The organism is Bradyrhizobium niftali, from assembly GCF_004571025.1.
Taxonomy (GTDB): domain Bacteria; phylum Pseudomonadota; class Alphaproteobacteria; order Rhizobiales; family Xanthobacteraceae; genus Bradyrhizobium; species Bradyrhizobium niftali.
In genome coordinates, this window is the sequence record NZ_SPQT01000013.1 from 190,897 (window position 1) to 214,252 (window position 23,356).

Sequence of the window (23,356 nt, forward strand, 5' to 3'; positions counted from 1 at the left end):
GCTTGGCCTAGCCTTACTGATAGATCGGGAACCGGTCGGTGAGCGCCTTGACCCGTTCCTTGATCGCGGCTTCCACCAGCGGCGCCTTGCCGTCGTCGGACTGCGCGATCGCGTTCAGGACCTCGGCGATCATGCCGCCAACCTGCTGGAATTCGGCAACGCCGAATCCGCGCGTGGTCGCGGCCGGCGTGCCCAGCCGCAGACCCGAGGTCACGAAGGGCTTTTCGGGGTCGAAGGGAATGCCGTTCTTGTTGCAGGTGATGGCCGCGCGAACCAGCGCCTTCTCCGAGACGTTGCCCTTCAGGCCCTTCGGCCTGAGGTCGACGAGCATCAGATGGTTATCGGTGCCACCCGAGACAATATCGAAGCCGTGGCTCTTCATCGCCTCGGCCAGCGCCTTGGCGTTCTCGACGACGTTCTTCGCATAGACCTTGAAGTCGGGCCGCAGCGCCTCGCCGAAGGCAACCGCCTTCGCCGCGATCACATGCATCAGGGGGCCGCCCTGGAGGCCCGGGAAAATCGCCCCGTTGAACTTCTTGGTCAGCGTCTCGTCATTCCACAGCATCAGGCCGCCGCGCGGACCGCGCAGCGACTTGTGCGTCGTGGTGGTGGTGACGTGGGCATACGGCACGGGCGAGGCATGCACACCACCGGCGACGAGGCCGGCGAAGTGCGCCATGTCGACCAGCAGGTACGCGCCGACGCTGTCCGCGATCTCGCGGAAACGCTTGAAGTCCCAGGCGCGCGAATAGGCCGAGCCGCCGGCGACGATCAGCTTCGGCTTGATCTCTTCGGCCTGCTTCTGCACCGCATCCATGTCGATGATCTGGTCCTCGCGGCGCACGGTGTAGTGCGCAGCCTTGAACCACTTGCCGCTCATGTTGACGGGCGAGCCGTGGGTGAGATGGCCGCCGGCGGCGAGGTCGAGGCCCATGAAGGTGTCGCCGGGCTGGAGCAGCGCCAGGAACACCGCCTGGTTCATCTGGCTGCCGGAGTTCGGCTGCACATTGGCGAAGCCCGCGCCAAACAGCTTCTTGGCGCGGTCGATCGCGAGGTTCTCGGCGACGTCGACCCACTCACAACCGCCGTAGTAGCGCGCGCCCGGATAACCTTCCGCATATTTGTTGGTCATCACCGAACCCTGCGCTTCCAGCACGGCTCGGCTGACGATGTTCTCGGAGGCGATCAGCTCGACCTCATGGCGCTGCCGGCCGAGCTCGCCCTTGATGGCGGCAGCGATTTCCGGGTCGGCCTGGTCGAGCGAGGCGGTGAAAAACGAATCGGGCGCGGAGGCGGTTTTTGCTGAGGTCATCTTGCGAATATCTCCACCGCCGCAGCCTTTTGGCGGGCTACGGGCGGGTCTGGTGTGGCGATCGGAAGCGGCGAGCGCCATCTACCACATCGGCCGCCCCCGGCCAAGCATTTGCGGGTCGGGCCTGATATTTATGCAAGATATGGTGGGATTGAAGGATCTGGACGCTGGTGCGGTTCTCTGGAACCGCCCCGTTCCGATTCCCTGAAGGGGCCGTTTTGGACCTCAAGGCCCTGCCGGCCGATGAGGGCCGCCGCCCCTTCCCTCTTTAGAGCCCCGTATACCCCGACTTCACGGGGTCCACGCTACCGTCGAGCTGGCGCAAATAGGTCAGGCCGCAAACCGTCAACCTGTGGGTGTCCTTCTCGCCGGCTTCCATCAACGTCTTGAGGTAGTTCGTGACCTTGGCCCGTGCCTCCTCGCTGGCCGCGGCGGTGCGGTTGGCGAGCAGGTCATAGGTCTGCATGATGCGGTCGATGGCAGCTTCCATGGCACCCTCTGGTTCTCTGGAATATCGGGAGTTCTGATCAGGCAACCGCGCGGGCCTCGGACTGCGTCTCGAACCGGCCGATCGCCTTGTTGGCGAGCCTGATCTTGTTGAATTCGCCGTGCTGGAGCAGCTTGATGATGATCTCGAGCAGGTGTTCGTTGGTGACGAGCGTGTCCGGAATTGCGCCGGAGCGGCGGAGGTAATTCGCGGCGATGGCATAGGCATCGCTCACGAGTTCGACGTTCACAGCCTGCAACCCGCGCCCGACCAGCATCGCATCCCTCCGATCCAGAGGAACAACGGCGATGCCGGGACCTGGTTCCACCCGGACGGCGAATTTTCTCGCAGCTGCGAAACGACAAAACGCACCGGTCCGGGGAGATCCCGGGCCGGTGCGCTTGGGGAAGTCAGGCACGTTCACAAGGCTTGCCGGTCTTGTTGCGGGCCGGCTTGGCCATGATCCGTTTTGGAACTCAGAGCCGATACAGGATCTGGTCGGTCCAGAACCGCTCGAGACGGTGCAGCGACTTGTTGAGGGTCGAGAATTCCTCGCCCGAGATGCCGCCGACCTGCTCGACCGTCTTGACGTGCTTCTGATAGAGCGAGTCGACGATGCGGCGGACTTCCTGGCCCTGCGGCGTCAGGCGGATGCGCACCGAGCGGCGATCGACGCGCGAGCGCTGATGATCGAGGAAGCCGAGCTCGACGAGCTTCTTCAGATTGTAGGAGACGTTGGAGCCGAGATAGTAGCCGCGCGTGCGCAGTTCGCCCGCGGTCAGCTCCTTGTCGCCGATGTTGTAGAGCAGCAGCGCCTGCACCGAGTTGATGTCGGCGCGACCGCGGCGATCGAACTCGTCCTTGATGACGTCGAGGAGCCGGCGATGCAGCCGCTCCACCAGAGTCAAAGCTTCCAGATAGAGCGACTGCACCGAACCCTGCTGGCCGGAGACGCGCTCTGCGGTATCTGCCGCAGTTGCGACGGCTTTCATCATGACACTTCCCCTGTTGTCGTTTTTATCGACACTTATTCGACGAAACTTGTGTCCCGCCTGATAGGTGCAACTTAAGGGGCTCGTTTGAAGATCGGCTTAAATAAGAGAATAAAGAGATCATGAATTTAAGAGAGTGAATTGCGGATTAAGCCTGTGCCACAAGGGCTTTTCGCAACCCTCTGTTGACCTTCGCAAGGTCCTGTTCACCCTCCGTCCGCCGCGGTTGTCGCATTCCAGAACAGCCCCGCCCCGTTTCGAAACGCGCGCGTAAGAGCTGTGGCGGAATGCACGGAGTCAACGAAAAGTTACCTCGAATTTTACGCAACCAACGGTCAACCAAGCGCGACATTCTCATGTCCCGGACAAGCGAAGTGCAGAGCCGGGACCCAGATAGCCAGAGCTTAGATCGCGGAGAAGTGGGCCCCGGCTCTGCAACGCATCACGCCGCAAGCGCGGCGCGCCGCATTGCGTCCGGGGCACGAGCGCAGTTTGCAGTGTCGACGTCGCGGCCTACGGCGGCCGTTCGCGCGCGGCCATCCAGGCGAGCGCCAGATAAGCGGCGAGCATGAAGACCTCGACGCCGACCACGACCAGGCTGCCGCCATAGATTCCCGGGAACATCAGCTCGATCACCGCCATCGACACCACGGTCGTCAGCCACACCACCGCGCCCCAGGGCGTTGCGAGCCACAGCCCGACGGCGGCGACGAGCTCGATCACGGCGAAGTAGACGGTCGCGGCCTGCCAGGCCATCGACTGGTTCTCGAACGCCTCGTCCTCGCCGCCGACGAAGCCGGTCACCTGCGCCCAGTGATAGAGGCCCTTGAGGATCGAGAGCAGCGCCATCACCCGCAGGAACAGCACGAGCCGGCGCGTCCAGACATTGTCGTCGGACTCCGCGCGCTCCGACGAGATCGCCGCCACCGACATGGCATTGTCTCTGGCATTGTCTCTGGCGGCGTCCCTGGCATTGGCGCTGTCGCGGGCCGCATCGCGGGTGGAGATCTCGGACATGGCTCCCTTCTGGCTGTTTCGCCCCGCAAAATCAATCGGCTGCCATCGCTTGCGGCAGGTCAAGCCGCGGTGACGGGAACCATGCGAGCTGGTATAAGAATAATTCCAGCCGGAGGAAGAGTGATGGCGATCAAATACGGGCGTCCGATCGAATTGCGCGAGGTTTCGCGCCGGGATGGCGGTGTGGCCTCCCCTGCCCTCGACCTGACCGTCCGCCCGCGCCGCAACCGCAAGGCCGAGTGGGCCCGGCGGATGGTGCGCGAGAACGTGCTCACCACCGACGATCTGATCTGGCCGTTGTTCCTGATCGACGGCAACAACAAGCGCGAGCAGATCGCCTCGATGCCGGGGGTGGACCGCCTCAGCGTCGACCAGGCCGTGCGCGAGGCCGAGCGCGCCATGAAGCTCACGATCCCCTGCATCGCGCTGTTTCCCTACACCGACCCGTCCCTTCGCGACGAGGAAGGCTCGGAGGCCTGCAACCCGAACAACCTGGTCTGCCAGGCTGTGCGTGCGATCAAGAAGGAGTTTCCCGATCTCGGAATCCTCTGCGACGTCGCGCTCGATCCCTTCACCAGCCACGGCCATGACGGACTGATCGCGGACGGCGAGATCCTCAACGACGAGACGGTCGCCGTACTGGTGCGCCAGGCCCTGGTGCAGGCCGAAGCCGGCTGCGACATCATCGCGCCCTCCGACATGATGGACGGCCGCGTTGCGGCGATCCGCGAGGGACTGGATCACGCCGGGCTCATCGACGTGCAGATCATGGCCTATGCGGCCAAATACGCCTCCGCCTTCTACGGCCCGTTCCGCGACGCCATCGGCTCGGCCAAGACGCTGACCGGCGACAAGCGCACCTACCAGATGGACAGTGCCAACACCGACGAGGCGCTGCGCGAGGTCGAGCTCGACATCTCCGAGGGCGCCGACATGGTGATGGTGAAGCCCGGCATGCCCTATCTCGACGTGGTCCGTCGCGTGAAGGACACCTTTGCGATGCCGACCTTCGCCTACCAGGTGTCGGGCGAGTACGCGATGATCGCAGCGGCCGCGGGCAACGGCTGGCTCGACGGCGACCGCGCGATGATGGAGAGCCTGCTCGCCTTCAAGCGCGCCGGCGCCGATGGTGTGCTGAGCTACTTTGCGCCGAAGGCGGCGGAGAAGCTGCGGACGCAGGGGTAAGGTCATTGTCGTCCCGGCCTAGTGCGCAATTGCGCACTAGGCCGGGACGACATCGGGGATGTGGTGCCGCGCCGCCTCTCACAGCCCCGCCCAGCCCCCTCGCCCCCGAATCGCCGGAATATTTCGGCTTGCTAATCCCGACGCCCTTGGCACGCGGACGGCCTGTTCCCATGTCCTGCCACGGGAGTTTCCCTTCGGGAGGATGGACCATGTCGTATTCGGACTCGGGCAATTCAGGACCCCAGGCGGGCGCCTGGCGCAATGACGGCGGGGTGCAACCGCATGCCTTCGATCCGTATCGGCAGCCGGAATTGTTCCGCGGCGTCGCAACGCGGCGGGTGTTCGCCTTCCTGATCGACATGGTCGTGATCTCGGTGCCGGTCATCCTCGGCTACCTCTTCATCGCCTTGTTCGGCGTGGTCACGCTCGGCCTCGGCTGGGCGCTGTTCTGGCTGGCCTGGCCGGCCTCGGTGATCTGGGCCATCGTCTATTACGGCGCCTGCATCGGCGGTCCGTCATCGGCGACGATCGGGATGCGGGTGATGGACCTGGAGCTGCGCACCTGGTACGGCGCGCCCGGTTATTTCGTGCTCGGCGCCACCCATGCCGTGCTGTTCTGGGTGACGGTTTCGTTCCTGTCGCCCTTCGTGGTGCTGGTCGGCCTGTTCAACGGCCGCCGGCGGCTGTTGCATGACTTCGTGCTGGGAACGGTCGTGATCAACAACTCGGTCCGCGCACCCGCGCCCCAGGGTGCCAGAACCTACTGATCAAGAACCTATCAACCAGGACCGGCTAAGCTGACTGATCAGACCTGCCGAGCAGACCAATTGACCGAGGGCTTCCGTAGCGCGATGCTGATACTCACTTTGGAGGCCCACGACGTCCCTTGACCCAACACTCGCGCGACACCCCCCAATTTTACCTCACGGCGCCTTCTCCGTGCCCGTATCTGCCGGGCCGTCATGAGCGCAAGGTGTTTACGCACCTCGTGGGTGACCGCGCGGGCGATCTCAACGACCTGCTGACCCATGGCGGCTTCCGCCGCAGCCAGTCGATCGCCTATCGGCCCGCCTGCGACCAGTGCCGCGCCTGCGTGTCGGTCCGGGTCGTCGCCAACGAGTTCCGCCCGTCCCGCAACTTCCGCAAGGTGATGGCGCGCAACGCCGACATCATCGGCGAGCAGCGCAGTGCGGTTCCGACCTCCGAGCAGTATTCGGTGTTCCGCGCCTATCTCGACGCCCGCCACCGCCATGGCGGCATGGCCGACATGACCGTGCTCGACTACGCCATGATGGTCGAGGACAGCCATGTCGAGACCCGCATCATCGAGTACCGCAAGCGCGGCCCCGACAGCGGCATCACCGGCCGCGGCGAGGAGCTGATCGCGGTTGCACTCACCGACGTGCTCAGCGACGGCCTGTCGATGGTCTATTCCTTCTTCGAGCCGAGCCAGGTCAGCCGCTCGATGGGCACCTTCATGATCCTCGACCACATCGCCCGCGCCCGCCGGCAAGGGTTGCCCTATGTCTATCTCGGCTACTGGATCGAGGGCTCCAAGAAGATGGACTACAAGGCCCGCTTCCTGCCGCAGCAGCGGCTGGCACCGTCCGGCTGGCTGCGCATCGACGCGCAAGGGGATGCGGCGTCGGAGCCGCAGGACTAGCGTACCCACACTCTCGCGGTCATGCCCCGCGAAGGCGGGGCATCCAGTACGCCGCGGCCCATCCGCATAAAATCGCCGTCTCTGGAATACTGGATCGCCCGCCTTCGCGGGCGATGACAGCAAGCGTAGCGCCCTCAGCCGAACAGCGTGTCGGCCAGCAGCTTCAGATTCAAGATCACGATGACGCCTGCGACGATCCACGCGATCGCGGCAACGTATGGCGGAATCGCGAACTGCCCCATCTTGCGGCGGTCGGAGACGAAGCGGACCAGCGGGATCACGGCGAAAGGCAATTGCATCGACAGCACGACCTGGCTGAACACCAGCAGATCAGCGGTGCCGCGCTCGCCATAGATCGCGGTGACGACGATGACGGGAACGATCGCGATGCCGCGTGTGAGCAAGCGCCGCGCCCAGCTCGGCAGGCGCAGATCGAGAAAGCCTTCCATCACGATCTGGCCGGCGAGCGTCGCCGTCACCGTCGAGTTGAGGCCCGAGGCCAGCAGCGCAATCGCAAATAGCGTCGAGGCGATGCCGAGGCCGAGCAGCGGTGACAGGAGCTCGAAAGCCTGGCCGATCTCGGCGACGTCGGAATGGCCGCTTTTGTGGAACGTCGCAGCTGCCACGACAAGGATCGCGGCGTTGATGAACAGCGCCAGCATCAGGGCGATGGTCGAGTCCGTCGTCGCCCATTTGATCGCCTCGCGCCGGCCCTTCTCGTTGCGCTCATAGGCGCGCGTCTGCACGATCGAGGAGTGCAGATAGAGATTATGCGGCATCACGGTCGCGCCGATGATGCCGATCGCGATGTAGAGCATTTCCGGATTGGTGAAGATCTCGGTCTTCGGCATGAAGCCGTGAAGAACTTCCGCGACCGGCGGCGCCGCGGCCACGATCTGGACCGCGAAGCAGACCGCGATCACCGCGAGCAGCGCGATGACGAAGGCTTCCAGGAAACGGAAGCCGCGGTTCATCAGAAGCAGCAGCAGGAAGGCATCGAGCGCCGCAAGCAGCGCGCCGCCGATCAGGGGAATGCCGAACAGGAGCTTGAGCGCGATCGCGGTGCCGATGACCTCGGCAAGATCGCAGGCGATGATCGCCGCTTCGCAGGCGAGCCAGAGCAGGAAGTTCACCGCCGGCGAATAGGTCGCGCGGCAGGCCTGCGCGAGATCGCGGTCGGTGACGATGCCGAGCCGCGCCGCCAGCGACTGGAGCAGGATCGCCATCAGGTTCGAGAGCAGGATGACCGAGAGCAGCGTGTAGCCGAACTTCGATCCCCCGGCGAGATCGGTCGCCCAATTGCCGGGGTCCATGTAGCCGACCGAGACCAGATAACCCGGACCGACGAAGGCGAGCAGCCGCCGCCACCAGCGGCCTGCCGCTGGAACCGCAATTGTGGAATTTACCTCGGCGAGGCTCTTGGTGGCAGGCGCGTCGGTGCGCCAGCCGGCGGCGTCGGAGGTGAGATCGGGCGAGCGAGCATCCATGCGGTCAGAATACCGAAGTCGAGGCTTATTGCAACTCATTTGCAACTGCATCTAGCCGCATCGGTTCCCGGCGCGGCCCCGTTTTGCCCACCCTGTCGGGAAGCGGGTGGGTTTGGCCGGTCTCGGGGGCGGATACTGGCGCCAATCCGACTTTGCAGGAAATGAGCCATGTCAAATCCGCCGCGCCTCCCCGACACCTTCAACCGCCTCGCCTGGTCCAACCTCGCGGCGCAATCGGCCGAGCAGATCGCGCTGGCCGCAGCGCCCATCGTCGCCGTGCTGACGCTCGGGGTCGCCGAAGGCCAGACCGGCATGTTGCAGACCGCGCTGACACTTCCCTTCGTGCTGTTCGCCATTCCGGCCGGCCTGCTCGCCGACCGCATTTCACGGCGTTCGCTGATGGCGGGCGCCGAGGCGCTGCGAGCGGCAGCCCTCGTGGCCATCGTGCTGCTGCTGGCGCTCGGCGCCCTCAATCTGCCGCTGCTGGCGCTGCTCGGCTTCGCTGCGGTGTGCGGCACCGTCGTCTACAGCGTGGCCGCCCCGGCCCTGGTGCCCTCGCTGGTGAGTTCGGACCTGTTGCCATCTGCCAATGCCCGGATCGAGCTTGCGCGCACCATCGCCTTTGCCAGCGGGCCTGCGCTCGGCGGCGCGCTGGTCGGCTGGTGGGGCGCGAGCCTGGCTTTCGGCTTTGCCGCGGCGCTCTCGGCCGTTGCCGTGGTGCTGCTCTCCGGCATCTACGAGCCCGACCGCACGCCGGCGCCGCGGCGCCATCCGTTCCAGGACATCCGCGAAGGCGCAGCCTTCGTGTTTCACCATCCGCTGTTGCGGCCGGTCTTCATCACCCAGTTCATCTTCAACACCGGCTGGTTCCTGCAGATCGCGGTGTTCGTGCCTTACGCCGTGCGCCATCTCGGCCTGACCGCCGCCGGCGTCGGGACGGTGCTGACGATGTACGGCGTCGGCATGGTGATCGGTGCGCTGCTCGCGACGCGAGTCATGCAGCGCGTCGCCTTCGGCACGGTTGTCGGCCTTGGCCCGGTCACCGGCTTCGTCGCCTCCCTGGTGATGGCGTTGACGGTGCTGATCCCCTCGCCCTGGCTCGCGGCCCTGAGCTTCTTCCTGCTCGGCGTCGGGCCGATCCTGTGGGTGATCTCGACCACCACCTTGCGCCAGTCCGTGACGCCGCCGCGCCTGCTCGGCCGCGTTTCCGCCATCAACATCATGAGCTACGGCGCCCGCCCGCTCGGCTCGGCGCTGGGCGCGATCGTCGGCGGCCTCTGGAGCGCGGAGGCGTGCCTCTATCTCGCGGCGGCCGTGTTCGGCATGCAGGCGCTGGTGATCCTGCTGTCACCGGCGGTGGCGCTGCATCGGCAGCCGGACATGGTGGGGGACGAAGTGGCGGTGAGGTGTTAGCCAAATCCTCGAAAGAGGAACAACAAACTCCAACGTCGTCCCGGCCTAGTGCGCAATTGCGCACTAGGCCGGGACGACGTCGATCCTACCCCGCCAGATACCGCTCGTAGCTTCCCGTCACCGGCTCGTTCGCGTCGACCTCGGGATCGAGCGTGTAGAGGTCCTGCGCACGGCCGATGCCGCGGAGCGCGTAGCGGCCGGTGGAGACGAGATAGCGGCGCCCGGCGGCATCGAGGCCCTTGTAGAACTCCGCAGATGCCAGCAGCTCGCGGTCGACCGAGCGGCTCATCGAGGCGATGCGGCTGACCTCGTTCACCGTCGGACCCACCACCGTGAAGTCGAGCCGGTCCTCGCTGCCGATATTGCCGTAGAAGACCTCGCCGACATGCAGGCCGATATAGGCGGACGTGGTGGGGCGGCCGTCGGTAGCCCGACGCGTGTTCAGCGCCGCGACGTTCTGGCGGAACAGGTGCTCGGCGCGCAGCGCGGCACGGCGCGCGGCCGCCATGTCCTCGCCGGTGAACATCGCGAGCACGCCGTCGCCGATCAACTTCAGGACGTCGCCGCCGGCGTCGTGGATCGCATCGATCACGGCCTGCGCATAGTCGTTGAGGAAGGGAATGATCTCGTCCGGGCCGATGCTCTCGCTGATCCCGGTCGAGCCGCGCAAATCCGAATACCAGAGCACGGCCTTGATGCGCTCGGTGACGCCGCGCGAGATGCGGCCGCCCAGCACCTGTTCGGAGGCGCCGCGGCCGAGATAGACCCGCCCCAGCGTGCGGGCGATGTCGACCTGCTGCGCCGATTTGATCGCAAGTCCCAGCACCGGCACGAGATCACGCAATGCCACAAGCTCCGGCTCGGAGAAGCCACTGTCGCGGCGCGTGGTCCAGCAGGAGTACAGGCAATCCATCAGGCCGAGCGCGCCGTTCTCGCCGAAGCGATGCACGAAGGCGAGATAGTGCTTGTGGCCCTTCTCGGCGAGTTCGCCGATCTGCGAGAAATCCAGCGACGGCGCGTCGGCGAGATCGATCACCATCTCGTCGTGGCCATGCTCGAGCATGTGGAAGAACACCGAGCGGCGCCAGTGCTCGTTGGCGTCGCCCTCGGCGGTCGAGCCGTATTCGAACGCATCGCTCTCGTTGCTGGCCCGGTCGCTCCAGCGGAAGCCGCGGCCCTCATAGATCGGATGCAGCGTGTCGATGACGACGAGCCCGCGCGAGAGTTCCAGGCCCTCGGCGCGGCAGCGCTCGCAGAACCCGCGGAGCAGTTCGTTTTCGGGCAGGCCGGTGAGCCCCTGGCCGGTCAGCCAGTTCATCAGCGCAAGGCGCGAGGTCAATTGCATGCGCCATTATGCCGTGCATTCGTGACGAGCGAAAGGCGCAAGCCTCAGGCGAGCCGTGCGCAAGGCTCCCGTCCCCTGCAGGTCGAATATGCCGCGATCGCGGTTGACGCACTCGCTGCGCGCAGGGCAAATGCCGGCGATGATGACTTTGTCGGCCAGAATCGGAAGTACGCGCGGATGAGCCGGCGCCAGCTCCCGATCATCCTGGCGCTCGGCACCACGCAGACCCTGGCCTGGGCTTCCAGTTACTACCTGCCGGCCCTGCTCGCCGATCCCATGGCGCACGACCTCGGCGTCTCCTCCAACTGGATCTTCGGCGCGTTCTCGGCCTCGCTGGTGATCTCCGCGATGCTCGGCCCGCGGATCGGGCGGCAGATCGATCTGGTCGGCGGACGGCAGGTGCTGTCGGCTTCCAACCTGACCATCGCCGCCGGCCTCGTGCTCCTTGGGTTGTCGCAATCCGTTCTGGTGATGGCGATCGCCTGGCTCGTGCTCGGCATCGGCATGGCGATGGGACTCTATGACGCCGCCTTCGCCGCGCTCGGCCGCATCTACGGCACCGAGGCGCGCAGGCCCATCACCGGCATTACGCTGATGGCTGGCTTCGCCTCCACCGTCGGCTGGCCGCTCACCGCCTGGGGCCTCGCCCATATCGGCTGGCGCGAGACCTGCTTTGCCTGGGCCGCCGCCAACGTCCTGATCGGCCTGCCCCTCAACTTCTTCATGCTGCCGGCGATCAAGGGCGCGAAGCAGGCGGCGGCGACGGCCGAGAAGCCGCACGTGCCGCTCGACCGCACCATGATCCTGCTCGCCTTCGTCTTCGCCGCGGCCTGGACGGTCACCGGCGCGATGGCGGTGCACTTCCCGCGCATCGTCGAGGCAACCGGCGCGACACATGTCGAGGCGATCGCGGCCGGCGCGCTGATCGGTCCGGCGCAAGTGTTCGCGCGCATTCTCGAGGCGAGCGTTCTGAGCCGCTTTCATCCGCTGTGGTCGACGCGGCTCGCCTGCGTGACCCATCCGATCGGAGCGGCCGTCGTCGCCATCTTCGGCGGCGCCGCTGCGAGCGCGTTTGCGTTGCTTCACGGCTCGGGCAACGGCATCCTGACGATCGCCCGCGGCACGCTGCCGCTGTCGATCTTCGGGCCGAAGGATTTTGGCTACCGCCTCGGTATCATCGGCGCGCCGGCCCGGATGGCACAGGCGGTGGCGCCGTTGGCCTTCGGCCTGCTCATCGACGTCATGGGCGCCAAGGTGCTGATGGTCTCCTCCGCGCTGAGCCTCTCGGCGCTGGCAGCGCTGTTCCTGATCCGCGCGGAGCGCCGGCCCGATTGACCGCCCGGCCGCTTTCGCGCACAAGCGGGCCATGACCGAAGACAACAGCCCGCCCCGCACATTCAAGGGTCTCCTGCGCTGGGCGACCACGCCGCCACAGGCCTGGGTCGTCTATCTCCTTGCCGTCATGCTGGTGTGGCTGCTGTCGTTCTATGCCGGCACGCTGAAGCCGAAGAAGACGCCGGAGGGCGGACCACCGCCGGTCGCGGCGCCGCGCTGAAGCATGACGCTTCAAGCCAAAGCCATTGCGATTTAGGCGGCCCGGACGTCCTCGACAAAGCTGCCCACCTCGCTTGTCAGTTGCTCAGCCTGTCGCGACAGACCGTCTGCCGCGCTCAGCACCTCGCTCGCAGCAACGCCGGTTTCCGTTGCCGCCTTGCTCACACCACCGATGGTCGCCGTCACATCCTTCACCGATTGCGACGTCTGCTGGACGTTGCGGGCGATTTCCGCCGTCGCCACCCCTTGTGCCTCCACTGCCGTCGCGATCGCATTCGAGATCGAACTCACCTCTTCGATGGTCCCGGTAATTCCACGGATCGCGTCGACGGCCTCCTTGGTGGCAGCCTGAATTTGCGCGATCTGGGCCCCGATCTCCGCCGTCGCCGTCCCCGTCTGGGTCGCCAGCATCTTGACCTCGGAGGCGACCACGGCAAAGCCTCTCCCGGCGTCTCCGGCCCGGGCTGCCTCGATCGTCGCATTCAAGGCCAGCAGGTTCGTTTGAGCGGCGATGGCCTGGATCAGGGTGACCACCGCACCGATCTTCTCGGCTCCCTCAGCCAACGTCTGCACGATCCTGTCGGTCCGCTGCGCATCGGCCACCGCCCGGCCAGTGATCGTCGACGATTGTGCGACCTGGCGGCTGATCTCGCTGATCGATGCCGTCAGTTCCTCGGCCGCGGAGGCGACCGTGCTCGCACCCACGCTCGCTTCCTCGGCCGCCGCCGCGACGGTTGTCGCCTGCCCCTTGGTCTGCGTCGCGGTCGAGGACATGGATCGTGCCGTGCTCTCGAGCTCGGTAGCCCCTGACGCCAGCAGCGCCACCATCGCCCCTGCCTTGGTTTCGAAATCGCGAACCAGGCCTTCGAGGCGCGCCGCGCGCTTCTCCTTGACGATCCGCTCGGCGGCCTGTTCTCCAGCCAGTCGATTGGTAGTGGCCATCGCCTCTTTGAAGACCTGCACTGCGACAGCCATGCCGCCGATCTCATCCTTGCGGGCGGCAAATGGGACCTCGGCCTCCTCGTTGCGGGCAAGCCGGGTCATGACCTCCGAAAGCCTCGAGATGGGCGTGAGCAAATGGCGCACGAGCAGCACCGAGGAAGCCGCGGATAATCCCAGAACGACCAGAATGGCCGCGCCGGCGAACAAGATGCCGCCGAGCCCATCCGCTTCGTCCTGCTCGGCCACCGCCTGCGCGTCGCGCAAGGCGGCATCGCGGATTCCCAGCAACGAGGCGTTCGCGCTCGTGGCGGACTTGCGCCAGTCATCCACCGATACCTCGTAAGGAGTGCCGTTGAAGGCGGCCTTGGTCAGACCGTCGCGCAGCGGCTTGTCCGAACCGAAGTAGCGATCCCTGGCCGCGCCGACGCTGGCCCGCGTGTTCTTGGGGGCGTGAGCGTCATCGCCGCGATCGAGGATTTCAGCCCAAAGCCGTGTCATCTGGCCGTTCGCAGCGCTCAATTCGTCCCGCTCCGCCAATGTGGCCGGACGTCACAAGCCCCGAGATCAACAGCGAGACCTGGCCGGCCGTCTGCCGGATCACCCAGCCCTTCTGGGCGACATCGAGCAGGTTTCCCGCCGTGGTGCTCAGCCGCATCGTCGCCTTGATGCCGGATTCCAGCAGTTCATTCAGACTCGCCATCGCTTCGGCATAGTCTCGCATGGCCTTGGCAGCGATGCCGCCGGGACGTTCGGTCAGCGGTTTCTGCCAGTGGGAGGCGGCCTCCTCACGCGCGGCGGCAATCTTCGCTGCGGCCGCCTTGACCCGCTGCGTCAAGTCAGCATCGCCGCTGGCAAGCGTCTGCAGTTTCTCCAATGCCTCATCGCTCGTTCGGCGATTGGCGGCAAACTCCTTGAGCACCGCATCGTCCGCCGCGGACTTCCCGAGCAGCGCCCGATTGACGGGACCACGCTCGATGGTCAGGCTGCCGACGGCATCGAAGCCCGCAGCCAGACGGGTCTCCAGGGCGTGCGCCGCGATGGCGTTCTGGTAAGCGCGCCAGCGCTCGCTCAGTTGAAGGCCTGACGTCAGAACGACGACGCCCGACATCAGCGCAGCAATGGCAATTCCCGACCGCTTGATAGACACGCCCCACTCCTCATTCGCATCAGAACCCAGGAAGTGAGGGCTGCCCGCTCAGCAGGAACGCTCCTCCGCCCGAATGTCACGCCTCATTTCAGTTCGAATTCGACAAGCTCGACGGTCGATGTTCCTGCGTTTCGCATCGTCCGTACGGGGCCGGCATTTTGCCACGCGAAATCGCCGTACTTCAGGTTGAGCTTGTGGTCCGGCTTCCCCTGCACGCCCTCGACCAGCACGCCACCCTGCACCACGATGCGCACACCGGGCGCCGCCTGCTGCATAGGTGGCGCCGCCTCACCCGGCTGGAGGATCAACCGCCAGGCCTGGACACGGTGGTTGTCCATGACCGAGACGTAGGGCGCAGGGCGAGCAAGCGGCGCAAAGCGGCCTGGCTGAGAGTCGAATATCTCGAACCCCATGATGCGGAAATCGCTGGTGCCGACATTGGCGACCTGGTGCACCACCGGCTGCTTCGTATAGTTGGTGAACAACACTTCTCCGACCTTGCGCGGCGTGATGACGGGCTTGCCCCCAAGCGGCGTGCCCTCCGCATCCGAGACGGCCATGTACACTTGGGCAAAGTCCCTGGTGTGCCGGTGATAGGCGGCGATCTGTCCGGGCGGGATCGTGACATTCATGAACTGCAGATATTCGTTGCTGAACGTCTGATCGTGAAAGCTCGCAAACTCGATCGGAACGATTTCGGGATCGCCCACGGCGCTCGCTTGTCTCGGCAGAGCCGCAGCGCCAAGCACCGCGCAACAACCGCACAGGAACTGACGCCGCCCTATCGAATTACGCATGTCCTTGCCGTCCTGCTGAATTATGCACGTTTACATGCATAGCGGCCGACTCTTTAAAGTCCGCTTAAGTGAAGGCCTGATCGGGATTTCAGAAATGCATGACCCGCCTCTCCGAACGGCATGCCTGTCGGATCGTTGATGACTGCCTTGCTGAAACTATAGGCACGGCAATGGCAGCATCCTGCGTCTACCTGCATTGGACCGCACGGCGAACTGCAGCGTGTGCCGTTGACTGTTGGCGATGTGCCGGCGTCAAACTGTCACTCTGCGCGGAGCTGATCAATTCGTCTTCGCTTCACTGGTCGCGATCCAGATTCCGGCGAACACCGCGAGCAGCCCGACCAGGAGATTTGGCGTGATCGGCTCGCCGATCAGCAGTGCTGCCAGCAAGGTCGCGGCAATCGGATTGACCGTCATCGTATTGGCGACGCGGGTCGGCGTTGCCCGCGCCAGCGCCATGACCCAGAGGATGAAGGCGAGCGCGCCGCCGCCGGCTCCGAGATAGATGCCGGCGATCCACTGCGCCGTCGTGAAGTGATCGAGCGCCGCAAAGCTGCCTTTCACGAGCCCCGCCAGCACCAGCACGACGGCGCCCGCGCCCATGCCGACCGTGAGAAAGCCGAGCGCGCTCGAGCGCTGCATCAGCGGGCGCGACAGCACGTTGTAGAACGCCATGCAGAACACGGCGCCGGTCATGATCAGCTCACCGCGCCAGGCGCCCGGCGGGCTTTGCGCGAGGCCCGCGGCGAGCGCCGCCGCCACGCCGAGCACGGCGATGCAGACGCCAATGATCTTGCGCGCCGTCAGCCGCTCCACGCCGAGGATCGCGCCGACCACCATCGTGTGGAGCGGCAGCGTCGCCAGCGCGAGGCTGGCGCGCGCCGCGGTCGTGTAGGACACCGCGATATTGTAGAGGATGAAGAACAGGCCGAAGAAGCAGATGCCGAGCAGCGCCACGGCCAGCCAGTCGGGCCGCTGCGGCCAACGCACGCCGAGCAGGAGCGCGCACGGCAACAGGCAGAGAAAACCGATCCCCCAGCGCAGGATCGCCAGCAGGACCGGATCGGCGCTGCCGACGAGATAGCGCGTGATCGCCGCCGCGGTGCCTCCGAGGCTGCTGGACGCCAGCGCAATCGCAACCCCGGCCCATTCCCCCACGATCGCCTCCTGCGCGGAGCTTCGGGGCGGCTAACACAGCCCTGCTGCCACCGGTGTGGCAACAAGGGTGGTCCGAGAAGCTAGTCGTAAAACTCCGGCGACATCTTCTGGCTGTCGCGCTGGGCCTTGTCGTGATTGATCCAGAGCTGCGCCTTCTCCCTGGCGAGCGTGTCGGCGATCTTCTGCATCGAGGCCGCGCTCTGGTCCTTGTTGACGTTCATGCCGGGCACGCGGCGGTTATCCCAATTATCCTTGAAGTGAACGACATCGCCGGACAGGATCACCGCGCCGGTCTTCGGCAACTTCACCAGCAGCGACTGGTGTCCCGGCGTATGGCCGGGTGTCGACAGGATGGTCACGCTGCCGTCGCCGAACACGTCCTTGTCGCCCGCGAGCTGCTCGACCGGATGCGAGGGCTTGAAGCGCGGTTCGTTATTGGCGCCGGGCCAGTCATATTCGGCCTTCTGCACGTAGAGCGTGGCTTGCGGGAACAGCTCGACATTGCCGGAGTGGTCGGGATGCGTGTGCGACACCGCCATCGCCTTGACGTCATCCGGCTTGAGGCCGAGCTGTTCGAGCTGGGCGGCAAGCGTCTTCGGCCGGCGCCAGGTGACGGCCTTGGGATCGGCGGGAACCAGGCCATTCGGCATCGCGGCGACGGCATCAGCGATGCCGGTGTCCCACAGGAACCAGCCCTTGCTGCTGTGCTTGATGAGATAGCAGCTGTCGACGAAGTCCATCGACTTGCCTTCGTTCAGGCCGGGCGTCCAGCGCGAGATGTCGCCGGCGGTACCCTCGCCGCAATTGAGGACGTAGAGCTTTTCGACGCCTGATTTCTCGGACTGCGCGAGCGCCGCCTGGCCCGACAGAGCCAGCGCGGCCACGGCGAAAGCGAACCTGATCCTCGTGATCCCTGACATCATCCTTGGTCCCTCTTGCAGCGCAAGCCTTGTATGGCTGCGACCGAGGATCAACCCCGGCCGCGCCGCCGAATTCCATTTCGGCGGATCACATCAATGCGGGCAGGTCTCGACCTCGACCGTGACGTGGCTGAGGCCCTTCAGCCCGGCGAGCCGCTTCTTGTAGACGGCCGGCTGCTTCGGCTTGTCCGACACCACCGAGACCAGCACGGCGCAATGGCCGGGGCCGACCTGCCAGAGATGGAGGTCGGTGACGCGGTCCTCGCCGACCTCCATGCGGGCGCGGATGGTGCGTTCAAGCTTCTCGTCGGCGCGCACGTCGAGCAGAACCGCGCCCGAGCTCTTGATCAGGCCGAACGCCCAGCTCGCGATCACGACGCTGCCGATCAGGCCGACGGCCGGATCGGCCCAGACCCATCCCGAAGACATCGCCACCAGCAGCGCGCCGATCGCGAGCACCGAGGTCGCGGCATCCGCCATGACGTGGACATAGGCCGCACGAAGGTTGTTGTCGTGATGATGGTGGTGATGATCATGATCGTCGTGATCATGATGCGCATGGCCGTGGCCGTGATGATGGTGATCATGGCTGCCGCGCAGCAGCCACGCGCTGGCGAGGTTGACGCAAAGGCCGAGCGCCGCCACCGCGATCGCCTCGCCATAGACGATCGGCACCGGCGTGAACAGCCGCAGCACGCTCTCATAGGCGATCTCGACCGCGATCAGGCCGAGGATAATCGCGCTGGAGAAGGCGGCAAGGTCTCCGAACTTCCCGGTGCCGAAAGTGAAATGCGAATTCCCCAGATGACGGCGCGCGAAGCGGTAGGCGAACGCGGCAATGCCGAGCGCCGCCGCATGCGTGCCCATGTGCCAGCCGTCGGCCAGCAGCGCCATCGAGCCGAACAGCGAGCCGGCGACGATCTCGCCGACCATCATGACCAGGGTCAGGACCACCACGAGCCAGGTGCGCCGCTCGTTCTCGTCGTGCCGGTCGCCGAGGAAGGCGTGGTCATGGGTCCATTGCTCGATGGAATGGGAGTGCATCGGCTCAACTCTCCGGAAAACAGAATCTGCGTGGCCCGAATATAGGCCCCGGCAGCATATCTTTCTAACGTCAAATGCCGCCGAAACCGGCGATTGACAGGCAGCCAGCGTTTCGCTGTAATTGGCGGCATGGGGATTTGAGCGATCTCCCCACGAGGCGACATGCCCAAGTATCGCGTCCCGTTCGATTTTTGCGAGGACGCATCATGTCTACATTCACGACGATATCATCTGACAAGCTGGCGCGGCTGATCGGCACGGCAAACGCCCCTGCCCTGATCGACGTGCGCACGGAAGAGGATTTTGCCGCCGACCGGCGGCTGATCCCCGGCTCCATCAAGCTCAGCCACGACAAGGTCCAGGACTGGGGCGGCGATTTCGCCGGCCGCCGGGCCATCGTCTCGTGCCTGCGCGGTGAAAAGCTCGCGCAGGGCACCGCCGCCTGGCTCCGCCAGCTCGGGGCGCAGGCCGAGACGCTGGAGGGCGGCTTCGAGGGCTGGAAGGCGGCCAAGCTGCCGCTGCTCGACACGCGCAAGCTGCCGCCGCGCGACGCCAAGGGACGCACCGTCTGGGTGACGCGGGCGCGGCCGAAGGTCGACCGCATCGCCTGCCCCTGGCTGATCCGCCGCTTCGTCGATCCCAACGCGGTGTTCCTGTATGTGGCGCCGTCCGAGGTTGTCGCGGTCGGCGAGCGGTTTGGCGCAGCCCCCTTCGACATCGAGAACGTGTTCTGGAGCCACCGCGGCGAGCTCTGCACCTTCGACGTCATGATCGAGGAGTTCGGGATCGCGACGCCGGCTTTGCTCCGGCTCGCAACGCTGGTGCGCGGCGCCGACACCGCGCGGCCCGATCTGGCGCCTGAAGCGCCCGGCCTGCTCGCGGCCTCGCTCGGGCTGTCGCGGATGTACGACGACGACCTCGAACAGCTCGAGGCCGGCATGCTGCTCTATGACGCCTTCTATCGCTGGTGCCGCGACGCGACGGCCGAGACCCACAACTGGCCGACCAACAAGGTGAAGGCGTAATGGATACCCGTAACGTTCAAGCAGGAGCTGATGCCGGTCACGGCATCAGCTTCAACGAAGCCTTCCGCGTCTGGCTGCGCGTCGCCTGCTTAAGCTTCGGCGGGCCCGCGGGCCAGATCGCGGTGATGCACCGCATCCTGGTCGAGGAGAAGAAATGGATCTCCGAGGGCCGGTTCCTGCATGCGCTGAATTACTGCATGCTTTTGCCGGGACCCGAGGCGCAGCAGCTTGCGACCTATGTCGGCTGGCTGATGCACCGCACCGCCGGCGGGCTGATGGCGGGCGGGCTGTTCATCCTGCCCGGCATCATCGCCATCATGGCCTTGAGCTACGTCTACGCCGCCTTCGGCAATGTCAGCTTCGTCGAGGCGCTGTTCTTCGGCCTGAAGGCGGCCGTGCTCGCCATCGTCGTCGAGGCCGTGGTGCGCGTCGGCAAGCGCGCGCTGAAGAACCGCATCATGATCGCGCTCGCCGCCATCGCCTTCGTCGCTATCTTCTTCTTCGCGGTTCCCTTCCCGATCATCATCATTGCCGCCGGCGTGATCGGATATATCGGCGCCAGGCAGGGCCGGCCGGAATTCGCTCCGGCCGGTCACGGCCCTGGCGGCAGCGGCGCGGTGATCGACAGCATGCTCGGCGACGCCGTACCCGATCACGTCAAGCCTGATACCGCGCGCGCGGTCCGGGTCGGCGCGCTCTGGCTTGCGCTGTGGCTGGTGCCCGTGATCGCGCTGCTTCTGGCCCTCGGCCAGGCCAACGTGTTCAGCCAGATCGCCCTGTTCTTCTCGAAAATGGCGCTGGTCACCTTCGGCGGCGCCTATGCGGTGCTGGCCTACGTCGCCCAGCAGGCGGTCGAGCATTATCACTGGCTGAAGCCGCACGAGATGCTCGACGGCCTCGGCATGGCCGAGACCACGCCGGGCCCGCTGATCATGGTGCTCCAGTTCGTCGGCTTCATGGCCGCCTATCGGGACCCCGGCGGCCTGTCGCCAATGCTGGCGGCGACGTTCGGCGGACTGCTCGCGACCTGGGTCACGTTCACGCCCTGCTTCCTCTGGATCTTCGTCGGCGCGCCCTATATCGAGCGCCTGCGCGGCAATACGGGCCTCGCCGGCGCGCTCAGCGCGATCACCGCCGCCGTCGTCGGCGTGATCCTCAACCTCTCGATCTGGTTCGCGCTGCACACGCTGTTCCGCGAGACCGTGCCGGTGCATGCGTTTCCGTTCGCTTTCGACAGGCCGGTGCTGACCAGCGTCGACATTCCGGCGCTCGTGCTGTCGATCGCAGCCGCCACCGCGATCTTCCGCTTCAAGCTCGGGATGCTCACGGTGCTTGCGGGCAGTTGCGCGGCTGGTGTTGGGCTGCGGATGGCGGGGATCATCTAGGAAGAGGAGCGCACCCGTCACCTGGCGCCAGGGCATGTACGCGGTGCGGTCTCAGGTCTTGGCCTTCGGACGTCCGTAGCACGGACTGACGCGGCCGCCGCCAAGTCCCGCCCTACAGGGCTTGATCGTAGGCCTGCAGGATCCGGACAAAATCAGCCATGCTGGATCGATCTCCGTTTTCAGCCATAGCCGCGATCTGACCATTGGATGCGGGCTGGTTTCCCTGCCAGAACCGCATCAGGAAATCGGCGATGTTACGCATGGGCGTACTCTCTGCACCAACCATGGCAGCAAGCCTCAGTTGAGCGGCAAAGCGCCGCTGGATCGGGAGAAGAGCCCGGCGGGCACTACGCCGCCGGCCTTGTCCCGCAACTGCCGGCTCGCAGGACCGGTTCCGTTGCTCTTCACTCTGGATGTATCGGTAGCACCAAGCACTGGGTCGGCGCCATCGCGCGGAGGTATGAAGTGACCATACCTAGGTAGACCTGGGGCCGGTGGAATGAGCCGAGCTCCTAGCTTGAGTGACGCCCCATGTTTTCTCCAAAGTGTCGCGCCGTCCTTTGCAAGCTGTAAGATGGTCGCGAGATCGCTACCGGGTCTTGGATGCGAAACGAACTGCATAACAACCGCAGGCATTTTCCCCACCAATGAAAAATGATGGCGCCAAATAACCCGGTTGGTCATTTAGCCCGAGCAGAATTCCAAACAGTGCAGCCTCAGGCTTGATCTGGATCAATTTCATTTTTCCAGCTTGGCGGCAGTCTCCCCGTTCTTGCGCTGAATGACGGCATTGCATGGAGATCGCCCATGATGGAACAGCGCAATCGAGTTGTTCAAGTCAGCCGCTTCGGTGATCCCGAGAGACTGGAGGTCGTCGACGCTCGCCTGCCCACCGCCGGCCAGGGCGAGGTGCGCGTTCGCGTGCTCGCGTCGAGCCTCAACTACACCGAGGTGTTGATCAGGCGCCATCTATACCCGCAAACGATGCGCCTCCGGCCGCCGTTCGTGATGGGCTACGACGTGGTGGGGGCAATCGATCAGCTCGGCGAAGGCGTGCACGAGTATCAAATTGGCGATCGCGTGGCCGACATGACGGTGGTCGGGTCAAACGCCGAGTATCGCACGCTTCGGGCGAACGACGTGGCCCGCGTGCCGGCGGGCGTAGACGCGGCCGAGGCGGCCACGCTGATCTTGAGCTGGACGACCGCGCACCAGCTTCTGCACCGTGTGGCCCAAGTCCAGCGAGGCCAACGTGTGCTCGTGCACGGAGCCGCCGGCGCAGTCGGCCAGGCGCTGCTCGTGCTCGGGAGACTGGCGGGCCTCGAGCTGTGGGGCACGGTACGCGGCGAGCACATGGCGCTCGTCCGAGACCTGGGGGCAATCCCGATCGACTACAAGCATGAGGACTTCACGCGGGTTCTGCCGGGCGGGTTCGACGTCATCGTCGACGGCGTTGGCGAAGACGGCTATCGCCGCTCATACGCGGCGCTCAAGCCAGGTGGCCTGCTCTGTGCCATCGGGTTCTCGGCGAGCGTGCAGGCAAAGCGCCGAATGCTCCCTATCGTGATGGAGATCGCGCGCCTCTACCTGTGGAGATTATTGCCCGACGGCAAGCGAGCCCGCTTTTACTCGGTAAATGCCATGCGGGCGCGACATCCCACCTGGTTCAAGGAGGACCTGGAGGAACTGTTCGAGCTTCTGGCAGAAGGTGCCATCCGGCCGCGCGTCGCCGAGCGGATCTCCTTCGACGAGGTCGCCGATGCTCACCGTCGCCTCGAGGCTGGCGGTCTCGAGGGCAAGCTCGTGCTGTGCCCGGATCTCTCCTCGCGACGCAGCCAGCGCGCCGCCTGACGCGGTGCGACGCTGCCCGGGCGTTTCCGCTACGGTCAGGACCGCCGCTCGGAATGACCGCCAACAACTTCCATTCGAACCCAAGACGCCGAGCCGGCTGTGAGCATGGCGATCGGCAGGAACGGGCCCAAAGGAGCCTTACGGTCCGGCTCGCCCTGAGCGAAGCCGGACCGCTCACCGACCAGGGAGTGGCTCACTTCCGGGGCTCAACGACTGTCTTTGTTGATCCGTCCGGCGCTGCCTGCATCCCCGGTGGGCTTTGACCTTGCGGACTTTCCGGCTGCGCACCACCCGACTTTGTTTCAATCGGTCCGGTCCAACCTTGCGGCTGCAATTGACCCTGGCTGTGTGAAAACGCTGCTGCTTTGCTATGATTCTCTGGTGATTCTGCGGGGGAAGCTGATGAGGCGCTTCGTTGAGCAGGCCGATCGTGGGCAATGGACATTATTGCCCGAATGCCTCGATGATTTCATTGACGAGAGCAACCCTGTTCGAGTGATCGACGTGTTTGTCGATGCGCTTGATTTGGCTGAGATGGGCTTTGAGGGAGCGGAGCCGGCCGCAACGGGACGGCCGTCGTATCACCCCTCGGTTCTCCTGAAGCTCTACATTTATGGCTATCTGAACCGGGT

General features: G+C 65.4%; 25 protein-coding genes. 10 read left to right on the plus strand and 15 right to left on the minus strand.

Features of this window, described 5'->3' with window-relative positions; translation table 11 throughout:
* Positions 1-13 precede the first annotated feature (13 nt).
* The 5 genes from glyA to E4K65_RS22905 all read right to left on the minus strand — a co-directional run bounded on the left by glyA (position 14) and on the right by E4K65_RS22905 (position 3,808).
* A complete protein-coding gene (gene glyA, locus E4K65_RS22885) occupies positions 14-1,312 on the minus strand; it encodes a serine hydroxymethyltransferase (RefSeq protein ID WP_027548258.1) in 1,299 nt (432 codons plus the stop codon).
* A 268-nt stretch (positions 1,313-1,580) separates the two neighbouring features.
* Positions 1,581-1,802: a hypothetical protein gene (locus E4K65_RS22890; protein WP_135176085.1), complete on the minus strand. Its 222-nt coding sequence runs from the start codon at positions 1,800-1,802 to the stop codon at positions 1,581-1,583.
* 37 nt (positions 1,803-1,839) lie between these two features.
* On the minus strand, positions 1,840-2,076 hold the full coding sequence (locus tag E4K65_RS22895) for a hypothetical protein (RefSeq protein WP_027548260.1): 237 nt from the start codon (positions 2,074-2,076) through the stop codon (positions 1,840-1,842).
* A gap of 199 nt (positions 2,077-2,275) precedes the next feature.
* On the minus strand, positions 2,276-2,794 hold the full coding sequence (gene ldtR, locus E4K65_RS22900; protein ID WP_011087797.1) for a transcriptional regulator LdtR: 519 nt from the start codon (positions 2,792-2,794) through the stop codon (positions 2,276-2,278).
* A gap of 510 nt (positions 2,795-3,304) precedes the next feature.
* On the minus strand, positions 3,305-3,808 hold the full coding sequence (locus E4K65_RS22905) for a DUF6163 family protein (RefSeq protein WP_135176087.1): 504 nt from the start codon (positions 3,806-3,808) through the stop codon (positions 3,305-3,307).
* A 123-nt stretch (positions 3,809-3,931) separates the two neighbouring features.
* On the opposite strand from E4K65_RS22905, the gene hemB reads away from it, so the two are divergent.
* From hemB to E4K65_RS22920, 3 genes are all read left to right on the plus strand, one after another.
* On the plus strand, positions 3,932-4,993 hold the full coding sequence (gene hemB, locus E4K65_RS22910; protein ID WP_167771047.1) for a porphobilinogen synthase: 1,062 nt from the start codon (positions 3,932-3,934) through the stop codon (positions 4,991-4,993).
* A 209-nt stretch (positions 4,994-5,202) separates the two neighbouring features.
* Positions 5,203-5,760, plus strand: coding sequence for an RDD family protein (locus tag E4K65_RS22915; protein ID WP_167771048.1), 558 nt, complete (start codon positions 5,203-5,205; stop codon positions 5,758-5,760).
* Between the two features lie 119 nt (positions 5,761-5,879).
* Entirely contained in the window at positions 5,880-6,656 is a 777-nt protein-coding gene (locus E4K65_RS22920) for an arginyltransferase (RefSeq protein WP_135176089.1), read from the plus strand.
* A gap of 134 nt (positions 6,657-6,790) precedes the next feature.
* Here the strand turns inward: E4K65_RS22920 and E4K65_RS22925 are convergent, their stop codons facing one another.
* Entirely contained in the window at positions 6,791-8,143 is a 1,353-nt protein-coding gene (locus E4K65_RS22925) for an Nramp family divalent metal transporter (RefSeq protein ID WP_135176090.1), read from the minus strand.
* Positions 8,144-8,311: 168 nt separating this feature from the next.
* Here E4K65_RS22925 and E4K65_RS22930 point away from each other — a divergent pair, with 168 nt between their 5' ends.
* Positions 8,312-9,556, plus strand: coding sequence for an MFS transporter (locus E4K65_RS22930; protein WP_135176091.1), 1,245 nt, complete (start codon positions 8,312-8,314; stop codon positions 9,554-9,556).
* An 85-nt stretch (positions 9,557-9,641) separates the two neighbouring features.
* Here E4K65_RS22930 and E4K65_RS22935 read toward each other — a convergent pair whose 3' ends face one another.
* On the minus strand, positions 9,642-10,901 hold the full coding sequence (locus tag E4K65_RS22935; RefSeq protein WP_135176092.1) for an adenylate/guanylate cyclase domain-containing protein: 1,260 nt from the start codon (positions 10,899-10,901) through the stop codon (positions 9,642-9,644).
* Positions 10,902-11,078: 177 nt separating this feature from the next.
* On the opposite strand from E4K65_RS22935, the gene E4K65_RS22940 reads away from it, so the two are divergent.
* Together E4K65_RS22940 and E4K65_RS22945 are read left to right on the plus strand one after the other, a co-directional pair.
* Entirely contained in the window at positions 11,079-12,236 is a 1,158-nt protein-coding gene (locus E4K65_RS22940; RefSeq protein WP_135176107.1) for an MFS transporter, read from the plus strand.
* Between the two features lie 31 nt (positions 12,237-12,267).
* Positions 12,268-12,456: a hypothetical protein gene (locus E4K65_RS22945; protein WP_135176093.1), complete on the plus strand. Its 189-nt coding sequence runs from the start codon at positions 12,268-12,270 to the stop codon at positions 12,454-12,456.
* A 32-nt stretch (positions 12,457-12,488) separates the two neighbouring features.
* Here E4K65_RS22945 and E4K65_RS22950 read toward each other — a convergent pair whose 3' ends face one another.
* From E4K65_RS22950 to dmeF, 6 genes are all read right to left on the minus strand, one after another.
* On the minus strand, positions 12,489-13,916 hold the full coding sequence (locus tag E4K65_RS22950; protein ID WP_235885703.1) for a methyl-accepting chemotaxis protein: 1,428 nt from the start codon (positions 13,914-13,916) through the stop codon (positions 12,489-12,491).
* Positions 13,876-14,505, minus strand: a complete 630-nt coding sequence (locus E4K65_RS48765; protein ID WP_235885705.1) for a hypothetical protein — start codon at positions 14,503-14,505, stop codon at positions 13,876-13,878. The genes E4K65_RS22950 and E4K65_RS48765 overlap by 41 nt, the downstream gene beginning before the upstream one ends.
* Positions 14,506-14,627: 122 nt before the next feature.
* A complete protein-coding gene (locus tag E4K65_RS22955; protein WP_235885706.1) occupies positions 14,628-15,254 on the minus strand; it encodes a hypothetical protein in 627 nt (208 codons plus the stop codon).
* Positions 15,255-15,620: 366 nt separating this feature from the next.
* Positions 15,621-16,499: a DMT family transporter gene (locus E4K65_RS22960; RefSeq protein ID WP_135176094.1), complete on the minus strand. Its 879-nt coding sequence runs from the start codon at positions 16,497-16,499 to the stop codon at positions 15,621-15,623.
* A gap of 80 nt (positions 16,500-16,579) precedes the next feature.
* Positions 16,580-17,419 carry an N-acyl homoserine lactonase family protein gene (locus tag E4K65_RS22965; protein ID WP_135176095.1) on the minus strand — a complete coding sequence of 280 codons (840 nt, stop codon included), beginning with the start codon at positions 17,417-17,419 and terminating at the stop codon, positions 16,580-16,582.
* A gap of 93 nt (positions 17,420-17,512) precedes the next feature.
* Positions 17,513-18,463 carry a CDF family Co(II)/Ni(II) efflux transporter DmeF gene (gene dmeF, locus E4K65_RS22970; protein ID WP_167771050.1) on the minus strand — a complete coding sequence of 317 codons (951 nt, stop codon included), beginning with the start codon at positions 18,461-18,463 and terminating at the stop codon, positions 17,513-17,515.
* 206 nt (positions 18,464-18,669) lie between these two features.
* Between dmeF and E4K65_RS22975 the strand changes: the two genes are divergently transcribed.
* Positions 18,670-19,488, plus strand: a complete 819-nt coding sequence (locus E4K65_RS22975) for a chromate resistance protein ChrB domain-containing protein (RefSeq protein ID WP_135176097.1) — start codon at positions 18,670-18,672, stop codon at positions 19,486-19,488.
* Positions 19,488-20,873 carry a chromate efflux transporter gene (chrA, locus tag E4K65_RS22980; protein WP_135176098.1) on the plus strand — a complete coding sequence of 462 codons (1,386 nt, stop codon included), beginning with the start codon at positions 19,488-19,490 and terminating at the stop codon, positions 20,871-20,873. The genes E4K65_RS22975 and chrA overlap by 1 nt, the downstream gene beginning before the upstream one ends.
* A gap of 112 nt (positions 20,874-20,985) precedes the next feature.
* Here chrA and E4K65_RS47410 read toward each other — a convergent pair whose 3' ends face one another.
* Positions 20,986-21,135 (minus strand): hypothetical protein, encoded by a 150-nt coding sequence (locus E4K65_RS47410; RefSeq protein WP_167771051.1) that lies wholly within the window; start codon positions 21,133-21,135, stop codon positions 20,986-20,988.
* Between the two features lie 327 nt (positions 21,136-21,462).
* Complete coding sequence (locus E4K65_RS47415) at positions 21,463-21,609, minus strand: hypothetical protein (RefSeq protein ID WP_167771052.1); 147 nt, start codon at positions 21,607-21,609, stop codon at positions 21,463-21,465.
* A gap of 71 nt (positions 21,610-21,680) precedes the next feature.
* Here E4K65_RS47415 and E4K65_RS22990 point away from each other — a divergent pair, with 71 nt between their 5' ends.
* Positions 21,681-22,724: a medium chain dehydrogenase/reductase family protein gene (locus E4K65_RS22990; RefSeq protein WP_135176100.1), complete on the plus strand. Its 1,044-nt coding sequence runs from the start codon at positions 21,681-21,683 to the stop codon at positions 22,722-22,724.
* Between the two features lie 357 nt (positions 22,725-23,081).
* The coding region (locus E4K65_RS22995) for a transposase (RefSeq protein WP_430649033.1) at positions 23,082-23,356 on the plus strand (275 nt) is incomplete at its 3' end.